We start from the raw sequence: 16,092 nt of genomic DNA on the forward strand, positions 1-16,092 counted from the left end.
TAATTCAACCCCAAAGGGCGACAAAATGGCTAAGAAATCGAAATTTTTCCGTGTATTTACTGAAGGACATACGACCGACGGCCGAGTCGTTGAGCGTCAGTGGATCACCGATATTGTAGAAACCTATAACACGGCAAAGTATGGCGCCCGTATTTGGCTTGAGCATATTCGCGGTATTACTCCCGACAGCGCATTTAAAGCCTATGGCGATGTGACCGCGGTAAAAGCTGAAGAAGTCGATGGCAAATTAACTCTGTTCGCGCAAATCGAGCCAACAGACGAACTGATCGCCATGAACCAGAAAAAGCAGAAAGTGTATACCAGTGTTGAGATTGATCCCGACTTTGCCAAAACAGGCAAATGCTATCTCTCAGGTTTGGCAGTCACCGATTCCCCCGCATCACTTGGCACTGAAATGCTGGCGTTCTCCGCAACCTGCAAAGACAACCCGCTTAACTCGCGTAAGCAACGCCCCGAAAACCTATTTACCTCTGCAGTGGAAGTGGATTTTGAATTTGAAGAGGTCAGCGACGAGCCCGGGCTATTTGCCAAGGTTAAAGCGCTGCTCGGTAAAAACAAGGCAGAAGCCAAAACCGACTTTGCCGATGTGCATCAGGCTGTTGAAGAAATCGCCAAAACAGTAACCGCCGCGGGTGATGAGTTCACCAACAAGCTTGAGAAATCCGTTAACGACTTCAACAAGTTGCAGACGGATTTTAATGAGCTCAGCACGCAATTCAATGCACTCAAGACTCAGCTCGAAAAAGAAGAGCCACAAGGCCAACGACGTTCACCCGCAACCGGTGGCGACACCAACATGAAAACCGATTGCTAAGGAGCAACCATGCGCAATACCACCCGTACACTTTTTAACGGTTACCTAGGCCAAGTCGCCACGCTCAATGGCGTAGAAACAGCAACCGCCAAATTTACTGTTGAACCAACAATCCAGCAGACGTTAGAAACGCGAATGCAAGAAAGCTCGCAGTTCTTGACGATGATTAACGTGGTACCTGTCACCGAAAAGTCAGGCGAAAAGTTAGGCCTTGGCGTTAGCGGTACGATTGCCGGCACGACAGACACGACCCAAAGCGATCGCCAAGCCATTGACCCAACCGATTTAGATGCGCTGGGTTATGACTGTACCCAAACCAACTTCGATACGGCGCTTCGCTACGCCAAAATTGATATGTGGGCCAAGTTCCCTGATTTTCAGGCGCGCATTCGTGATGCCATTCTGAAACAGCAAGCACTCGACCGCATCATGATTGGCTTTAATGGTACCAGCCGTGCAGCTACCTCTAACCGCGCAAATAACCCATTGCTGCAAGATGTAAACATCGGCTGGCTGAAAAAAATTCGCCAGCATGCACCGCAGCGTCATATGGCAGAAGTGGTTGAAGGCTCTGGTAAAATTGTTATCGGCACCGATTACGCCAACCTCGATGCTTTGGTATTCGACATGGTTAACAACATGATTGACCCATGGCACCAAGACGATACTGAGCTGGTTGTAATTTGTGGACGTAAGCTGCTGGCTGATAAGTACTTCCCGATTATCAACAAAGACAACGTTCCCACTGAAACCATGGCCGCTGACATGATCATCAGCCAAAAACGCATTGGCGGATTAGGTGCCGTGCGTGTGCCGCATTTCCCTGCTAACGCCTTGCTGGTCACGCGCCTGGATAACTTAAGCCTGTATTGGCAAGAAGGCGCTCGCCGTCGCAGTGTGATTGACAACCCTAAACGTGACCAAATTGAAAACTACGAATCATCAAACGATGCCTATGTGGTTGAAGATTATGGCTGCACAGCGTTTGCCGAAAACATTGAGATGGGAGCATAGCCATGACATCACCCGCCCATAAACGCTTTCATGGCGTGTTAGCGGCAGCGCGGGGAACGGATTCCCCCTTAAGCGCTCGCTCCGAAAACACTTACGAGCTCATGCTCATGCAGCTTACCGAGCATCGCCGCATCTTAAAAACGGTGCAGGCGCTCGCACGTAAGCTGCAGGCAAAGTCGCAGTTCTTACCTGAATATGATGCCTATATCGATGGCACCATTAAGGGCGACAGTGGCGTGCAGGATGAAGTATTCGTCACTGTGCTGCTGTGGCATATTGACGTTGGCAACATCGACCGCGCGATAGAGCTGGCCGCATACGCGCTTAAACATGATCTGGTGATGCCAGACCGCTTTGAGCGCAATCTGGCTTGCACTATTGCCGAAGAAATTGCCGAAACCGCCGCGCGCGTGATTGAAACTGAAACCCCAGTAAAAAGTGAGCAATTAAAAGCTGTGCTTGAGCTTACGGCCGAGTGCGACATGTACGACGAAGCGCGCGCTAAGCTGTTACGTCAAATGGGGCAAGCATTTGAAGCTGAAGGCGAGTTAACCGCTGCGCTCGACGCCTATCAACAAGCATTGGCCCTAAACGATAAAGTGGGTGTGAAGAAGTTTATCGAGAAAGTCACTCGTGATCTTAAGAACGCCGACAGACAAACAACCGAAAGCACTGAGCCCTCAGAAACACAAGGCAGTGCAGGTTAACCGAGCGACCCTCGCAACCCGTGCGGCGCTGGCCAAGTAGCGTTATCCAATTTCACTACTTAAGCCAGCCCACCGCACAACCTAGCCGCAAGCAGGTAAACATGAGTTTTATCGCCCCAGCCACTAGCGCAGCACCAAGCACGATTACCAACAGCCCGTTTTGGCCTGATTTTCATTTAGCGACATTGCGCGATGCCATGCGCCTTGATGGCACAGTGACAAACGCACGACTTGAGCACGCAGTCATCAATGCAGCACTGCAGACAAACAGTGATCTCAAGGATTGGCGTATCGGGCAGCAAATCTTGGGCTTTGACGATTTAGAACAGGTGCCAGCCGAGCAAATCAATGGCCAGAGCATCTATTTGCAATTGTATTTACGCGCTGTTTACTGCCTCACCAAAGCCAATCTTATTGAGCGTTATAGCGATTTTGATAGCACGGCCAAGGGGCTAAAGGCGGGTGAAGTGCTCGGCGATAGCGTTGATGATCTTCGCCGTGATGCACGCTTTGCTATTCGCGACATCTTAGGCGAAAGCCATGTCACGGTGGAACTCATTTAATGAGTAGCTTGCAGGCAGTGCGCAGCATCGAGGGCGATACCGTCGATAAGATTTGTTATCGATACCTTGGGGCAACGGCTGGGATCACTGAGCAAGTGCTAGACGCTAACCCGCAGCTTGCCGCCATCGGCCCGATATTGCCAAACGGTACGCGAGTACTTCTTCCTGTGCAGGTGGCCGCGCCGACACAGCCAAACTTTATTCAACTATGGGATTAATGATGAGCGAGCCAATTTCAGCGACATCAGCGACATCTGCAGTCGTCACCGCCAGCGTGCTGACACTAGTGCCAGGGGCTGAGCCTGCAGTCATGATCGGCGCGTTTACCGGTGCCGTGTTGTTCATTATTTCGAATGACGCAGCGGGGAATTATCAGCGTATCGGACTGTTTATTGTGTCATTTTTGGGCGGTGTACTGTGCGCCAACTGGGCCGCCAATGCTTTGAGCGCATTACTGCCAGATGCCTTGCAGGTCAATGTGGGCATGGCGGCACTCATTTCATCCGCCTGTGTTGTGCGCATGCTGCAGTATTTTATGAAACTCACCAATAACCCAGAAAGTTGGCTCAATGCCCTACGCGGGCTTAGGGGGAAATGATGCTGATCATCAATGCCATTATTTGCAGTTTGATTGTGTTGCGCCTGGCGTTGTTTGTTCGAACAGGGCGGCATCGAATCTTCATCAGCATCTGCGCCTATCTCATCACCGTTGCCGCAGGCATTGAGGTCATTCTCACTGTGTATGGCGTCGCCACCGTGCCAAGTTATGCTGAGATTTTTTTAAAAGCCACGCTCTGCATCGCCATTTTCCAAGTGCGGGGTAATGTTGCGCATCTGCTGCAACTCAATACGAACAAAGCAGGCAGTAGGCTAGTGCGCATTCCCCGCCCACAAACATTCAAAACCAAACATAGGTAATCGAGATGACCCTAAAAAAAGGCAGCAATGGCACGGCAGTGCGTGATTTACAACAACGGCTTAATGCCGCTGGCGCATCATTAGTCGTGGATGGTTGGTTTGGTGATGCAACCCAAAAGGCCATCGATCAATTCCAAGACAAGCAAGACTTACCGCGCACCGGCTACGCAGGGGTAAGAACGTTGGCGTTACTCGCCGGTGAAAGCCGTAATAAGTTTATTCAGCACTCACAATTAGCTGACGCTGCAATGGTGCTGAGCGTCTCATTTGCCGCCATGGCCAGCGTGGCAGAAGTAGAATCCAACGGTTTTGGCTTTTTCGCCTGTGGTAGGCCCACGATTTTATTTGAGCGACACGTATTTTATCGCGAGCTATTAGAACAAGGCGCCGCAGCGGCAGAGCTAGCAGCGAAATATCCGAATATTTGCAACCCAGCCCGTGGCGGTTACACCGGCGGCAGTGGTGAATATCAGCGGTTTGCTGTCGCGTACCAGCTTAATCCAGAGGCTGCGATTTGCGCCTGCAGCTGGGGCATGTTTCAGATTATGGGCTTTCATTGGCAAGCCTTGGGCTATTCGTCGCCGCAGGCCTTCAAGCAAGCCATGGATATTTCAGAGGGGGAACAGCTCAATGCCTTAGTTAAATTTATCGAGGCGGATCCTGTGTTGCATAAGGCACTTAAAGCGCGTAAGTGGGCTGAGTTTGCCAAGCGATACAACGGCCCCGCCTATAAAGAAAATGACTACGACATTAAATTAGCGCGAGCGTATCAGCAGTTTACGGCCGCGAGTCAGCAGCAGGGCGCCGATAATGTTGTCGCTGCTTAGCCGGTTTATTCAGCCTTTTGCGGGCTATTTAATTGTCGCCGCCATCGGGATCGCGCTCACTATGGCGGGTGTTATCTATCAGCAACAAGAGCGACTTAGTCTGTTGCAACAGACGCAGGGCGCAATGTTGCAATCGCTAACGCAAACATCACAGTCCTATTTTGACTTAAAGCAGCTATCAGCCGAAAACCAGCAAGCGCAGGCAGAGCTGCGAACACAGCTTGCCAGCGTGAGCAGCACTAGCCAATACCGAAAAAACAAAATCGAGGAGCTAAAACGTGAACTTAACGATGTTAAAGCCTGGGCTGATGCTCAGTTGCCTGATGCTATTCGCCGGCTGCACCAGCGCCCCGCCATTAATGGCAGTGCAGAGTACCGTCGTTGGTTGTCCACTCGTGATCCCTTGCCAGTTGCCGGCGAGTAATCCCATCAGCAATCAAGGGATCAGCAGTGAGCTCGATACCTGCGAAACGGCATGGCATGACTGCGCCGCGCAAATCGATATGATTATCGAGTGCCAGAATAAGCAGAAAGCTAAGCAGCAAGCTAAAGACTTAAGTCAGAAAGAAGGGAAACGCCATGAATAAGCCGGCGCAGCTGCGTGAGCTGTTATCTAGCCACGTTCCCCACTTGCAACAAAACCCTGATTGCCTGCACGTCTTCATTGAGAACGGCAACATCATCGCCACCGGTGCGGGGCAAAACCTGAGTTTTGAGTATCAATTCAACTGCGTATTAATCGTGACGGACTACGCCGCCCATGCTGATACGCTTATCGTGCCGATTTTAGGCTGGCTGGTCACGCAGCAGCCCGAGCTGCTATTGAATCCGGACAAGCGCGAGACTGGCTTTAAATTCAAAGCCGAAATTATTAATCACAACACTGCTGACATCGAAATTGTGCTGGCATTAACAGAGCGAGTAAAAGTTGTTGCGGGTGAGGGGATGCAGCTTGAAGTGACACACTTACCTGAGCCCGTTTTCAATGACGAAGCGATTGATTGGACGCTTTACACCAATGGAATTGAAGTGCCATGGCCTCCGACGATTTAACCCGATTAAATGAACTGTTTGATGGGCTAATACAGCAATTATCCCCTGCAGCGCGCAAGCAACTAAGCCGAGATATTGCAAGACGACTGCGCGCCACCCAGGCACAGCGGATTAAACAAAACAAAGCGCCCGATGGCGCAGCGTTTGAGGCTAGAAAGCCCCAGCCTACATGGGCGAAAAGGCTTGGAGCTATTAAACGAAAACTGATGTTCCAGAAAATAATCAGGCAAAAATACTTTAAGCCTGAGTATTCAGCATCTGCAGCCAGTGTTGGGTTTACGGGGTTTATTTCCCGCGTAGCAACAGAGCATCAATACGGACTTAGAGGACGGATAAACGAGCGGATATCGGCTCAATATCCGCAGCGTGAGTTGTTGGGGTTCACCCTTGATGAGCAGAACATGATAGAAGAGGCTATCGTTAGGCATTTAGCAATGATGCATTAAATCTATCCACCAACTAATATCTCAAAAAGCTTTTGGACATAGCTTGTTAGTGCAGTTGCTCTCAGTTTTTTTATATCAGATTAGAAAAAGTATCTTTAAACCACAGATACTTGGTAGTTTTGGCTTTTGTTAGTCAGCCTTTAGAAATAATCACCACCGTCAGAGACGGTGGTTTAGGGAAGACAACAAAATGAGCTAATGGCCCCTTCAAGTTTACATACCGAGAATTTGCTTCATATGATTTTTTATCCTAACCAATTGATCATATGTAATCTTTAACGTTGGAAATAGTTGTACTCTAGTAGAAGTACTAAAAGGCGCTTTATCTGATAAGTACTCATTATCTGCATTTATAAGTCTTTGACAGATATTTTGATCTATCTCCAGCAGAACGGGGTCTTCTGGAGGTTGATAAGTATCGATAGTAACTTTAATTTCTCTTAGCCGATTTCGATGTTCAACGAGACTCTCGTTACAAAAACGAAGAAACCCAGAGCTCTTATTACTTCGTAAGTAGCAAAGCTCTTTTCCATAATCAGATTGGTAGTTACCATTTAAGTAATGAATCGTATTTATAGCCTTCGTAATCGCGATTGGATTTTTACCAATAATTACCCTTTCTGCCTTTGAATCGATATTGAAACAGATATATTCAGCGATATTATATACCACACTTGATGGATCTAGCAGTTTGATATCAGTTACTTTACCGTCGTCATCAGTAACGAAAAAGCTGTTATTCTCTTTTGCCAAATTGCAGCCAGTACACGCTTTGTGAAGATTTTCCCAAGTGTAACCTAGCTGCGGAAAATGCCTTTTAGGAAGATAGTGCTCTACGTCATAATCACCAGAACTGATATCGCCTTCACAGATATAGCACTTATCAAAATACAGCATTTGCAAGTTATTTTTGACGTCTTGATGACCGTAGATGCTACCGCTAATTTTTTTATAGCTTTCTAAGTGGGATAAATTTTTTGCTGTCAGATTTTGCGGTAATAGTCTATTTGGAAAAGGAACTGAGGCTCTATCTACTTTCCGCATTTGTCTTTCCCTTCACTGTATTAATTAACGCCTCATCAGCATATGAAGCGAGATACAACAACAACTCCTCTTTTGCTGAGTCTGATGAAGATAACTCACTGTACAACTTCTGCAACAACTGAACATCCGGGTCTTCTAACACTAGCGCATTCTTAAACTGACTTAGCTTCTCTTTTACTGCCTCAGAAAAACCACCATCGTAGCCAAAAATGATATTAGTAATGCTATCTATATCCATTGCTTCGAAGTTCTCGTCAAACACTCTGCCTGATGGTAAGTTGACAACTTTTGAATGCTTTGGAAGCCCTCTGATTACGAAAGGGCTATGAGTGGTAATAATAAATTGAATATTAGGAAAAAATTTTGTAAGTATTTTTATGTAAATTTCTTGGGCTCTTGGGTGAAGATGCAGATCTATCTCATCAATCAAAACAATACCGGGTATATCGAAAAATTTATTAAATCCTAAGTTATTTTTTTGGGACGGGGTGTATTGTTTAAAATGAAATAGTTGCCTAGAAATAATTGAAGCCACTGTAACAAGTAGATCTAGCTCACCTTGAGAGAAAGATCTTATTGGTCCAATAATCGAAGATATTATCTGTCTATAAGGTGAGTATGCGACTTGTAGTTGACCGAATTCCTTACCTGTAATCGCTTTCAATATGCGAGTAATATTTGAGTAGGCAATTTCCGCATCTTTATAACCAGTAAATCCATCGAAAATCATATCAAGAATGATTGACTGAATATTCTCCCCGGTATGTGATACTGTAAGTGGGAATGGCATTATGTAATTATATTGCTCACCGACAGAAAACGCAGGTATTTTGGTAACAGCTTCAAAAACTTCAAAGCTATCTTTCTCGTATCTTGTGCTCGGCCTAATAAGAAATATATTTGATACAAGATAATCCTCACTAGCCTTTAAGTTAGATAAATTCGAGTATTCTGAAAAAAAACCATTTGTTAAGGTTATCCCTTGAATTACATCCTGATATTCAGTTACAGGAATGTTTTCCTGCCGCCCTACAAGCTTTTTAAAGTGGTAAGACTGATTTTCAAAGTTTGAATAGTTTAGCTCTACCGAATAAAATTTGCTGTCCGGATTTATTTCAGAGTCATCCAGCATTCGATATCTTTTGCCACTGAGTGGATCAAAGTCGGGAAACTTTAGCCTTGTCTTAGATACAATCGCCTCTGCAATAAGACCCAAAATCGACGTCTTTGCACTACCATTCTCACCAACAAAACACACAACTCTGTTTTCAGTACTCAAGTTCAAGTCGAGCTTTGAGATACTTCTGAAATTGTGAATCTTCAAGTTTTGAATATTCATTATTGTTATCCATATAAATCAATTGATTGCACATTAGCAAAACAAAGTGGGTTTAGTCTAACTTTATAAATAAAATTGATACCTCCATGGCGATTTACTGCTGCTCAATCTCCTGATACTGTTTTGTGTTGATGCATGTATAAATCGGCGCCTATAACTCTGCTAGAGGTTAATATTACTGAAATTTGGCCAACATAAGTGAGCTAAGAAGCTTAGGCCAGTCGAGCTAAAACTCGCAATGGGGCAGAAATTATTTTAAATTTATATCTTGCGCTATAACTTCCCATATACCACCCAAATTGCTAGCGGCTAGCCATACAACTGGCAACCATAGCCGCATGAACACTGCCGCAGCTATCGCTGAACTCACTCGCCGTATCGATAACCTTTTACGCATTGGCACCGTTGCCGAAGTAAAGGGTGATTCGTGCCGCGTAAAAACCGGTGAGTTACTTACCCAGTTTCGCCCCTTTTTTACTCGTCGCGCCGGCACTGCAAAAACCAGTTGGCGCCCTACAGTAGGCGAGCAAGTGATGCTGCTATCGCTTAGTGGCGACCTTACCAACGCCTACATACTTCCCGCCCTTTATAGCGATGAAAACCCAGAGCCAGACGATAACGACAATCGCGATCGGACCGTATACCTAGACGGCGCAGTTGTTGAGTACGACCCAGCTACTAGCGCGCTTAGGGTGACCGGTATTAAAACTGCCAACGTACAGGCGAGCGAGCGAGTGACTATCGACTGCCAAAACTCTGAGTTTACGGGCAATGTGTTGGTTAAGAAAAAGCTCACTGTAGAACAGGGCGCTAAGGTTACTGGGGCAATTGATCATTCAGGCAAGCTGACCAACAACGGCGGTATGGCGATTACTGGTGGCGCAAATATCGACGGCATTAATTTTGGTACCCATAAACATGGTGGTGTCGATACTGGCCCCGGCACGTCGGGAGGCCCGCAATGAGCACCAATGAAAACTGGCAAGGTATGAATCGCTTTACCGGCCAAAGCATTAGTGAGTCGCAGCATATTAGCCAAAGTATCCAGGATATATTAACCACGCCATTAGGTTCGCGGGTGATGCGTCGTGACTATGGTAGCGCCATTTTTGAACTTATCGACCAACCCCAAAGTGCAGCGGTAAAGTTGCAGATTATGGCGGCGGCCGTTATCGCGCTAACCCGTTGGGAGCCGCGTATTCGCATTACTGAGATTGAAATTATCAGTGACGGCAGCGACGGCAAAGTGCAATTCAACTTAGTGACCGACCGCATCGACACTCAACGCGCCCAATTATTCGAGGCCACCTATGGCTGAGCTAATCGACTTATCTAAAGTTCCTGTGCCTGACATTATCCAGCCGCTGAGCTTTGAGCAGCGCTTTGCTGCGCTCAAGCAATTACTGATTGATATCGACCCCAGCTATGAAGCTGTGGTGGCGCTAGAATCCGACCCTGTTACCAAATTACTGCAGGTATTTGCTTATCGTGAAATGCACTTGGTTGCGCAAATTAATGATGCCACTCGCGGTAATATTTTAGCCTCATCAACGGGTAATAATTTGATTGCACTTGGCTCACGTTATGACCTCGCGCCATTAGTTATCCAAGCGGGCAATCCAACTGCAGTGCCGCCAATCCCCGAAATTTTAGAGGATGAACAATCCTTTAAGCGCCGCGTGCAAATGGCGTTTGATGGCTTAAATACGGCGGGCAGTATCGACGGTTATATCTTTTTTGCGCTGGGCGCCGATGGCCGCGTGGCTGATGCCAAAGCCGTGAGTCCTGAACCCTGTGAAATGGTGGTCACCATTCTGTCTATCGAGGGTAATGGCACAGTCAGTAATGAGCTGCTTATCAAGGTGCGTGACGTCTTTGGTATCAGTGCCGATGGCTTATCTCAATCAAATACCCCGTCAAAAGTACGGCCACAGGGCGATAGAGTCACCATCCAATCGGCAGAAATCATTAGCTATAACGTAGAGGCCCAATTGCAGATACTGCCTGGTCCTGATTCTCAAGTGGTGTTAGCTGCTGCTAATCAAGCGTTAGTACTCTACCAAAAAGAACAGCGCCGTTTGGGGGCTGATATTACCCGTTCAGGAATATTTAAAGCGCTGCACCAAAGTGGCGTCAATAACGTCAATCTGATTAGCCCAGCAGTAGATGTGACTGTGCTTGACCATCAGGCAGCGTATTGCACCAGCATTAACGTCTCAATAGGGGGCGTGGGTGAATAATCGGGTTTCATCATTACTGCCACCAAACGCTTCAAAACTTGAGCGCGATATTGAGCAAGTGATCGCCGGCTCGCTGGATTTGCCCCTGTCTATTGCTGACCTGTGGGACCCGTTCCGCTGCCCATTATCTTTACTGCCATGGCTGGCATGGGCTTACTCAGTTGACCAGTGGGCGGACAGTTGGCCTGAAAGTGTCAAGCGTCAGGTGGTTAACGATGCTTTTGGTATCCATCGCTTTAAAGGCACTCCCTACGCGGTGCAGCGAGCACTTAACAGCCTAGGTATTAAAACCAATATCCTCGAGTGGTGGGAAAGTGCCGGCAGCAATGTGCGCGGCACGATGAAAGTGCTCGCGTTAGTTAACGACAATATCACTGAAGAAAATGAAGGATTAATCACGGCTAAAATGCTCGCCATGGTGACAGAGGCTATTCGCGCCTCAAAGCGTGGCTCGATCCATTTTGATGTTGAGCTTGGTATCTCATTCGAAGAGTCGCTTACCGTTGCCGCGGGTATTAGCCCTAGCATTGGTATATCTGATATCGATGCCGATTCTAATGGCGTTCGCCCTGATGATGGTATCGCCTTAGCCGGCGTATTTGGCATTGAGCATCGTATCGACTGCATCGATACCGATTACCTGTTATCTCCTGTACTACCTGACGAATTGTTATTTACCCATAGGCTTGCGGCGGTGTCGCATCAACTAATCATCTCTGAACACGAATTAACGGGAGTTGTGTAATGGCACTCACACTGCAATTTACCGAGGCTGGCCTTGCCGCTTGTTTATCAGCAAAAGACAAAGGGCTCAAAGCCGAAATAACTCACATGGCGTTTGGCTCAAACGCCTATACGCCCTCTAAAACCCAGACCAGCTTGAGCGCCGAAAAAGAACGCATTGCCATTTCTGATTATCAAGATGGCGGTAAGAGTCTGCGGATGGCGGGTGTGTTTGATGGCGAGCTTGAATACGCCATCAAAGAGATAGGGTTTTACATTGGCACGACTTTGCTTGGCGTATACAGCGCACCGAACAAGACGCTGGGCTACCGAACCCCCGCTGTAAAAGTCGTGCAGTGGTTTACGTTAAATATTGAGGTGCTGCCAACCGACAGCATCACAGTGGTGGTGGGCGCTGAAAACCTTAACCTGATTTTAGACAAAGAGTTTATCGCGGGCTGTACGGCATTTTTACACAATGCGGCGGCAGTGATTAAAAATGCTCACTGGAACATGCAACTCAGTGAGCGCATTAGACAACTAGAGGGATAATTATGAGCTCGATTGCTGAAGAAATTGCGGGGCTAAAAGTCGCGTCCGCAACACAAACTGCCGCATCACAGGCGTTATCGCAAGAAGTCGCTGGCAAGATGGCGGCTATCGATAATAAAACCAACGACTCCATTGCTAAGGTCGAATCAACCTATGACCAAAAAGCGGCTGGGCTGACCATTATCGCCACCGACGGCTACAAAAAAGCCATTGAACACAATTCGGGTGGCCGCAATACCGTGGTGTATGACGCTCAGGGCAACCCTAATATTATGTGTGTTATCCCACGTTTCAATATTGAAGACCTAGGGCTGGTTGACTTAAATCTTGGCACCGGCGTTCATCCTGCATTCCAAACCAACGGTGTACCTCGTGGCGAAATATTAGTTGGTAAGTATTTAGCGTCATCAGCCAATAATGGCTGCGCAGTCATTGGTGGCATGCAGCCACTTAGCGCAGTTAATTACGATGCAGCTAAAGAGCTGTGCACGCGCAAAGGTGCAAATTGGCACATGATGTCTGTTCACGAATGGGCTGCAATTGCGCTGTGGTCTCTCGCTAACGGAACAGTACCGCGTGGTAATACAAACTACGGTCGCTCTCACGAGAAGAAATGGGAAACCGCGCGGCGCTTTGATAATGGCGCTCCAGGAGACGTGAGCGGTACGGGTAGGACAGACACAGGTAAAGGACCCGCCACTTGGAATCATGACCATACCCATTTTGGCGTGTGTGATTTAGTGGGCAACGTATGGGAATGGTTAGATCAAATGAAGCTGGACGATGGTCAGATTATTACCACTTTGGACAATAACCCTGCAGTGGCTGAAGCAAACTGGCACAAACACGCTGCTTATTTTGATTCACCTACTGAGAACCAAACCGGCACGGGCAGCGCTGGCGCGCCCATCCTCAGCAATGCAGTGACTGAGCGCAACGGTCCGATGAATGATGATTCAAACGATTACCCATACCTAACCGCATCGCACTTTGCGGCCATTACCAAAGCGGCGGGCTATGTGCCTAACGAGCTATTGCGCAAGCTGTTAATTGAGTCGGCCACTACGGCTACGGTCGGTGGTTACATTGGCGCGAGAAACTATGGCGACCGATTCCCTGTCCGCGGTGGCAGTCGGGGCGACGGCACGAGCGCAGGACTGGGTGCGATCGACTTGAACAGTCCGCGCTCGATTGCGCACAGCAGCATCGGTTTCCGTCCAGCTTTCTTTGTGTAGTGCAGTCTAAATTTTTGGAGAAACTACGATGAACATTACCTTCGCTTATTTATTTAGCGGCGTGTTACACACTGATGTGTCGCGTGAATACATGAACAATCTAGGCATGAGCACTGAGCAGGTTAACTCCGTACTCGCCCAGCGTGATTTTGAGTTGTCGCAAAACATCGAAAAACGTAAGGCAGCGTATCGAGAAGAGTCGGACCCGCTTTATATGGAATGGCAATATGATTTAACCGCTGAGAGTGAACAAGCGTGGCGGGACAAGGTGGCGCAGATAAAACAACGTTACCCAATTGCAGAGGCTGAATAATTTACAACACTCCTAGGTTTTTAGGTCAATAAACGACTCTTACCACTCAAACCAGTAGCACCGCTCCGGTGTGCTCTGCAAGCTTAACCCTGCTTAGTTTTGCAAAACCCACAGCACCGGAGCACATTATGGATTATCACCACGGGGTCCGCGTCATTGAAGTCAATGATGGCACCCGAACCATTCGCACAGTATCAACCTCAGTCATCGGCATTGTCTGCACCGCCAGCGATGCCGATGCAACGCTATTTCCGCTAAACACCCCAGTGTTGCTAACCAATGTCATGCAAGCCATTGGCAAGGCGGGCACCTTAGGTACGTTAAAACCCACACTCGAAGCCATTGCCGCTCAAGTCAATACGCTCACCGTTGTGGTGCGTGTTGAGCAGGGCGCGGATGAAACCGCCACAACGGCGAACATTATTGGCACTGTAACGCCACTGGGCCAATACACTGGCCTTAAAGCATTACTGGCGGCACAGTCTTTATTGGGCGTTAAGCCGCGCATTCTAGGCGTGCCAGGATTAGACACTTTACCCGTTGCCACAGCGCTTGCAGCAACCGCCAAAAAACTGCGCGCCTTTGCCTATATCAGCGCCTATGGCTGTGCCACCAAAGAAGAAGCCGTGGCTTATCGTGAAAACTTTGGCGACCGTGAGGTGATGATCATTTGGCCTGAGTTTGTTGCCTTTGATACCGTTGCGGCCGCTAGTGTTAACGCTACTGCGACCGCTCGCGCATTAGGTTTACGTGCACGTATCGACAAAGAAGTTGGTTGGCACAAAACGCTATCAAATGTCACGGTTAGCGGCGTTACCGGTTTAAGTCAGCCCGTGTTCTGGGACTTACAAGATCCGTCTACCGATGCAGGCTACCTAAACAGTAATGACATCACCACGCTGATTAATCAGTCAGGCTTTCGCTTTTGGGGCTCACGCACCTGTACAGAAGATCCCTTATTCCAGTTTGAAAACTACACCCGCACCGCGCAAGTGTTGGCTGACACCATTGCTGACGCGCACATGTGGGCCGTTGATAAGCCAATGACCCCAACATTGGTTAAAGACATTATCGAAGGCATTAACGCCAAGTTCCGCGAGTTAAAAGGCCTTGGCTATATCGTTGACGGCCAAGCCTGGTACAGCGAAGACGTTAACGACGTTAGCACGATTAAGGCCGGTAAGTTGTATATCGATTACGACTACACCCCAGTGCCTCCGCTGGAAGATTTAACCTTCCGTCAAAAAATTACCGACCGTTATTTGGTCGACTTCGCGTCCGCAGTTGCAGCGGCCTAAGGATAACCCATGGCGTTACCAAGAAAACTCAAGCAATTAAATTTGTTTGGAGATGGTGGAAATTGGATTGGTTTGGCGGAGGAATTTACCCCCGCCAAACTCACTCGCAAATTTGAGAAATATCGCGGTGGCGGCATGCCAGGAGCCGTAGATATTGATATGGGGCTAGATGATGATGCCCTAGGTGTCGAATTCACCTTAGGCGGCTATGAATCAGCGCTGGTCAAGAAGATGTCAACCAGCAAGATTGACGGCCTAATGCTGCGCTTTGCGGGTTCCATTCAGCGCGATGATACAGGCGAAATTCAGTCGGTCGAAATCGTTTGCCGTGGTCGTTACAAAGAACTCGACCGTGGCACCTTCAAAATAGGGGACAACACCCAAACCAAAGTCAGCATGACTTGTACTTATTACAAAGAAGTCGCGAACGGTGAGGTGCTGTGCGAAATCGACATCATCAACATGATTGAAATCGGGGCTGATGGTGTCGACCGCATGGCCGAACATCGCAAAGCCATTGGGTTATAAAGCTAACCACCAACCGTAGCCCGCATCGGAGAGCCGTTTGCGGGTATTTTTAATTAGGCGGCACTGGGCGTCCTGCCCTCAAGCCGCATACCGGCCATGCTGGCCATAACAGAGGGTCTAACAATGTCAGTCACTATTACCCATAAAAAAGTCACACTCGATCAAGCAATCAGCCGTGGTAAAGAGTCCGTTACTGAAGTCACTTTACGTAAACCCAGGGCGGGCGAACTGCGAGGATTATCGCTATCTGATTTACTCAATCTTGATGTTAATGCTATCTCCACTTTGTTGCCTCGTATTAGCACGCCGATGATCACCAAAGATGAAGTGCTCACTATGGACCCTGCAGACTTAGTTCAAATCGGCGGGGAAATCAGTAATTTTTTGGTGCCGAAGAAGTTACAGATGGACAGTCAGAGCGAGAGCGACAGTCAAGCCTCCCTGAGTGCATAGATGA

The 16,092-nt window shown here is 48.0% G+C and carries 24 protein-coding genes; 22 read left to right on the top strand and 2 right to left on the bottom strand.

What is annotated here, in order from left to right; all coding sequences use genetic code 11:
- Positions 1 to 25 precede the first annotated feature (25 nt).
- The 12 genes from AAA952_RS10445 (at position 26) to AAA952_RS10500 (ending at position 6,363) form a co-directional block, all read left to right on the top strand.
- Positions 26 to 835 carry a GPO family capsid scaffolding protein gene (locus AAA952_RS10445; RefSeq protein ID WP_338256771.1) on the top strand — a complete coding sequence of 270 codons (810 nt, stop codon included), beginning with the start codon at positions 26 to 28 and terminating at the stop codon, positions 833 to 835.
- A gap of 9 nt (positions 836 to 844) precedes the next feature.
- Positions 845 to 1,849 carry a phage major capsid protein, P2 family gene (locus AAA952_RS10450; RefSeq protein WP_014358041.1) on the top strand — a complete coding sequence of 335 codons (1,005 nt, stop codon included), beginning with the start codon at positions 845 to 847 and terminating at the stop codon, positions 1,847 to 1,849.
- 2 nt (positions 1,850 to 1,851) lie between these two features.
- Positions 1,852 to 2,556 carry a phage terminase small subunit gene (gpM, locus tag AAA952_RS10455; protein WP_338256775.1) on the top strand — a complete coding sequence of 235 codons (705 nt, stop codon included), beginning with the start codon at positions 1,852 to 1,854 and terminating at the stop codon, positions 2,554 to 2,556.
- Positions 2,557 to 2,657: 101 nt separating this feature from the next.
- Positions 2,658 to 3,119, top strand: coding sequence for a head completion/stabilization protein (locus AAA952_RS10460; RefSeq protein ID WP_113941701.1), 462 nt, complete (start codon positions 2,658 to 2,660; stop codon positions 3,117 to 3,119).
- Positions 3,119 to 3,337, top strand: a complete 219-nt coding sequence (locus AAA952_RS10465) for a tail protein X (RefSeq protein ID WP_113941700.1) — start codon at positions 3,119 to 3,121, stop codon at positions 3,335 to 3,337. Before AAA952_RS10460 ends, AAA952_RS10465 begins: the two co-directional genes overlap by 1 nt.
- A gap of 2 nt (positions 3,338 to 3,339) precedes the next feature.
- On the top strand, positions 3,340 to 3,717 hold the full coding sequence (locus AAA952_RS10470) for a putative holin (protein ID WP_012197334.1): 378 nt from the start codon (positions 3,340 to 3,342) through the stop codon (positions 3,715 to 3,717).
- A complete protein-coding gene (locus AAA952_RS10475; protein WP_338256787.1) occupies positions 3,714 to 4,037 on the top strand; it encodes a phage holin family protein in 324 nt (107 codons plus the stop codon). Before AAA952_RS10470 ends, AAA952_RS10475 begins: the two co-directional genes overlap by 4 nt.
- A 5-nt stretch (positions 4,038 to 4,042) precedes the next feature.
- Positions 4,043 to 4,864 (top strand): N-acetylmuramidase family protein, encoded by an 822-nt coding sequence (locus AAA952_RS10480; RefSeq protein WP_338256788.1) that lies wholly within the window; start codon positions 4,043 to 4,045, stop codon positions 4,862 to 4,864.
- Entirely contained in the window at positions 4,848 to 5,288 is a 441-nt protein-coding gene (lysB, locus tag AAA952_RS10485) for an Rz-like lysis system protein LysB (protein WP_338256790.1), read from the top strand. The genes AAA952_RS10480 and lysB overlap by 17 nt, the downstream gene beginning before the upstream one ends.
- A complete protein-coding gene (lysC, locus tag AAA952_RS10490; protein WP_338256792.1) occupies positions 5,188 to 5,451 on the top strand; it encodes an Rz1-like lysis system protein LysC in 264 nt (87 codons plus the stop codon). The genes lysB and lysC overlap by 101 nt, the downstream gene beginning before the upstream one ends.
- Positions 5,444 to 5,917: a phage tail protein gene (locus AAA952_RS10495; protein WP_338256796.1), complete on the top strand. Its 474-nt coding sequence runs from the start codon at positions 5,444 to 5,446 to the stop codon at positions 5,915 to 5,917. The genes lysC and AAA952_RS10495 overlap by 8 nt, the downstream gene beginning before the upstream one ends.
- The gene (locus AAA952_RS10500; protein ID WP_338256798.1) at positions 5,899 to 6,363 is read left to right on the top strand and encodes a phage virion morphogenesis protein; all 465 of its coding nucleotides are present in this window, start codon (positions 5,899 to 5,901) and stop codon (positions 6,361 to 6,363) included. The genes AAA952_RS10495 and AAA952_RS10500 overlap by 19 nt, the downstream gene beginning before the upstream one ends.
- 213 nt (positions 6,364 to 6,576) lie before the next feature.
- On the opposite strand, the gene AAA952_RS10505 is transcribed toward AAA952_RS10500, so the two are convergent.
- Entirely contained in the window at positions 6,577 to 7,407 is an 831-nt protein-coding gene (locus AAA952_RS10505) for a hypothetical protein (protein ID WP_338256801.1), read from the bottom strand.
- Positions 7,391 to 8,746 carry an AAA family ATPase gene (locus tag AAA952_RS10510; protein ID WP_338256803.1) on the bottom strand — a complete coding sequence of 452 codons (1,356 nt, stop codon included), beginning with the start codon at positions 8,744 to 8,746 and terminating at the stop codon, positions 7,391 to 7,393. The genes AAA952_RS10505 and AAA952_RS10510 overlap by 17 nt, the downstream gene beginning before the upstream one ends.
- A gap of 338 nt (positions 8,747 to 9,084) precedes the next feature.
- Here AAA952_RS10510 and AAA952_RS10515 point away from each other — a divergent pair, with 338 nt between their 5' ends.
- The 10 genes from AAA952_RS10515 to AAA952_RS10560 all read left to right on the top strand — a co-directional run bounded on the left by AAA952_RS10515 (position 9,085) and on the right by AAA952_RS10560 (position 16,088).
- Complete coding sequence (locus AAA952_RS10515; RefSeq protein ID WP_338256806.1) at positions 9,085 to 9,711, top strand: phage baseplate assembly protein V; 627 nt, start codon at positions 9,085 to 9,087, stop codon at positions 9,709 to 9,711.
- Complete coding sequence (locus AAA952_RS10520) at positions 9,708 to 10,064, top strand: GPW/gp25 family protein (protein WP_338256808.1); 357 nt, start codon at positions 9,708 to 9,710, stop codon at positions 10,062 to 10,064. The genes AAA952_RS10515 and AAA952_RS10520 overlap by 4 nt, the downstream gene beginning before the upstream one ends.
- A complete protein-coding gene (locus AAA952_RS10525) occupies positions 10,057 to 10,986 on the top strand; it encodes a baseplate assembly protein (RefSeq protein WP_338256810.1) in 930 nt (309 codons plus the stop codon). The genes AAA952_RS10520 and AAA952_RS10525 overlap by 8 nt, the downstream gene beginning before the upstream one ends.
- Entirely contained in the window at positions 10,979 to 11,731 is a 753-nt protein-coding gene (locus AAA952_RS10530; RefSeq protein WP_338256812.1) for a phage tail protein I, read from the top strand. Before AAA952_RS10525 ends, AAA952_RS10530 begins: the two co-directional genes overlap by 8 nt.
- The gene (locus AAA952_RS10535) at positions 11,731 to 12,261 is read left to right on the top strand and encodes a hypothetical protein (protein ID WP_310187346.1); all 531 of its coding nucleotides are present in this window, start codon (positions 11,731 to 11,733) and stop codon (positions 12,259 to 12,261) included. The genes AAA952_RS10530 and AAA952_RS10535 overlap by 1 nt, the downstream gene beginning before the upstream one ends.
- A gap of 2 nt (positions 12,262 to 12,263) precedes the next feature.
- Entirely contained in the window at positions 12,264 to 13,496 is a 1,233-nt protein-coding gene (locus AAA952_RS10540; protein WP_338256818.1) for an SUMF1/EgtB/PvdO family nonheme iron enzyme, read from the top strand.
- A gap of 28 nt (positions 13,497 to 13,524) precedes the next feature.
- On the top strand, positions 13,525 to 13,809 hold the full coding sequence (locus AAA952_RS10545; protein ID WP_113941715.1) for a hypothetical protein: 285 nt from the start codon (positions 13,525 to 13,527) through the stop codon (positions 13,807 to 13,809).
- 128 nt (positions 13,810 to 13,937) lie between these two features.
- Positions 13,938 to 15,107, top strand: a complete 1,170-nt coding sequence (locus AAA952_RS10550) for a phage tail sheath protein (protein WP_445190376.1) — start codon at positions 13,938 to 13,940, stop codon at positions 15,105 to 15,107.
- A 9-nt stretch (positions 15,108 to 15,116) separates the two neighbouring features.
- Positions 15,117 to 15,635 carry a phage major tail tube protein gene (locus AAA952_RS10555; RefSeq protein ID WP_338256824.1) on the top strand — a complete coding sequence of 173 codons (519 nt, stop codon included), beginning with the start codon at positions 15,117 to 15,119 and terminating at the stop codon, positions 15,633 to 15,635.
- A gap of 123 nt (positions 15,636 to 15,758) precedes the next feature.
- Positions 15,759 to 16,088 (top strand): phage tail assembly protein, encoded by a 330-nt coding sequence (locus tag AAA952_RS10560; RefSeq protein WP_219235425.1) that lies wholly within the window; start codon positions 15,759 to 15,761, stop codon positions 16,086 to 16,088.
- Positions 16,089 to 16,092: the final 4 nt, after the last annotated feature.

It is taken from the genome of Shewanella sp. M-Br (assembly GCF_036245925.1).
Classification (GTDB): Bacteria; Pseudomonadota; Gammaproteobacteria; order Enterobacterales; family Shewanellaceae; genus Shewanella; species Shewanella oncorhynchi.

Coding starts and splice junctions, on each gene's coding strand:
- AAA952_RS10445 (WP_338256771.1), top strand. CDS start 26: ATGGCTAAGAAATCGAAATTTTTCCGTGTATTTACTGAAGGACATACG.
- AAA952_RS10450 (WP_014358041.1), top strand. CDS start 845: ATGCGCAATACCACCCGTACACTTTTTAACGGTTACCTAGGCCAAGTC.
- gpM (WP_338256775.1), top strand. CDS start 1,852: ATGACATCACCCGCCCATAAACGCTTTCATGGCGTGTTAGCGGCAGCG.
- AAA952_RS10460 (WP_113941701.1), top strand. CDS start 2,658: ATGAGTTTTATCGCCCCAGCCACTAGCGCAGCACCAAGCACGATTACC.
- AAA952_RS10465 (WP_113941700.1), top strand. CDS start 3,119: ATGAGTAGCTTGCAGGCAGTGCGCAGCATCGAGGGCGATACCGTCGAT.
- AAA952_RS10470 (WP_012197334.1), top strand. CDS start 3,340: ATGAGCGAGCCAATTTCAGCGACATCAGCGACATCTGCAGTCGTCACC.
- AAA952_RS10475 (WP_338256787.1), top strand. CDS start 3,714: ATGATGCTGATCATCAATGCCATTATTTGCAGTTTGATTGTGTTGCGC.
- AAA952_RS10480 (WP_338256788.1), top strand. CDS start 4,043: ATGACCCTAAAAAAAGGCAGCAATGGCACGGCAGTGCGTGATTTACAA.
- lysB (WP_338256790.1), top strand. CDS start 4,848: ATGTTGTCGCTGCTTAGCCGGTTTATTCAGCCTTTTGCGGGCTATTTA.
- lysC (WP_338256792.1), top strand. CDS start 5,188: ATGCTATTCGCCGGCTGCACCAGCGCCCCGCCATTAATGGCAGTGCAG.
- AAA952_RS10495 (WP_338256796.1), top strand. CDS start 5,444: ATGAATAAGCCGGCGCAGCTGCGTGAGCTGTTATCTAGCCACGTTCCC.
- AAA952_RS10500 (WP_338256798.1), top strand. CDS start 5,899: ATGGCCTCCGACGATTTAACCCGATTAAATGAACTGTTTGATGGGCTA.
- AAA952_RS10505 (WP_338256801.1), bottom strand. CDS start 7,407: ATGCGGAAAGTAGATAGAGCCTCAGTTCCTTTTCCAAATAGACTATTA.
- AAA952_RS10510 (WP_338256803.1), bottom strand. CDS start 8,746: ATGAATATTCAAAACTTGAAGATTCACAATTTCAGAAGTATCTCAAAG.
- AAA952_RS10515 (WP_338256806.1), top strand. CDS start 9,085: ATGAACACTGCCGCAGCTATCGCTGAACTCACTCGCCGTATCGATAAC.
- AAA952_RS10520 (WP_338256808.1), top strand. CDS start 9,708: ATGAGCACCAATGAAAACTGGCAAGGTATGAATCGCTTTACCGGCCAA.
- AAA952_RS10525 (WP_338256810.1), top strand. CDS start 10,057: ATGGCTGAGCTAATCGACTTATCTAAAGTTCCTGTGCCTGACATTATC.
- AAA952_RS10535 (WP_310187346.1), top strand. CDS start 11,731: ATGGCACTCACACTGCAATTTACCGAGGCTGGCCTTGCCGCTTGTTTA.
- AAA952_RS10540 (WP_338256818.1), top strand. CDS start 12,264: ATGAGCTCGATTGCTGAAGAAATTGCGGGGCTAAAAGTCGCGTCCGCA.
- AAA952_RS10545 (WP_113941715.1), top strand. CDS start 13,525: ATGAACATTACCTTCGCTTATTTATTTAGCGGCGTGTTACACACTGAT.
- AAA952_RS10550 (WP_445190376.1), top strand. CDS start 13,938: ATGGATTATCACCACGGGGTCCGCGTCATTGAAGTCAATGATGGCACC.
- AAA952_RS10555 (WP_338256824.1), top strand. CDS start 15,117: ATGGCGTTACCAAGAAAACTCAAGCAATTAAATTTGTTTGGAGATGGT.
- AAA952_RS10560 (WP_219235425.1), top strand. CDS start 15,759: ATGTCAGTCACTATTACCCATAAAAAAGTCACACTCGATCAAGCAATC.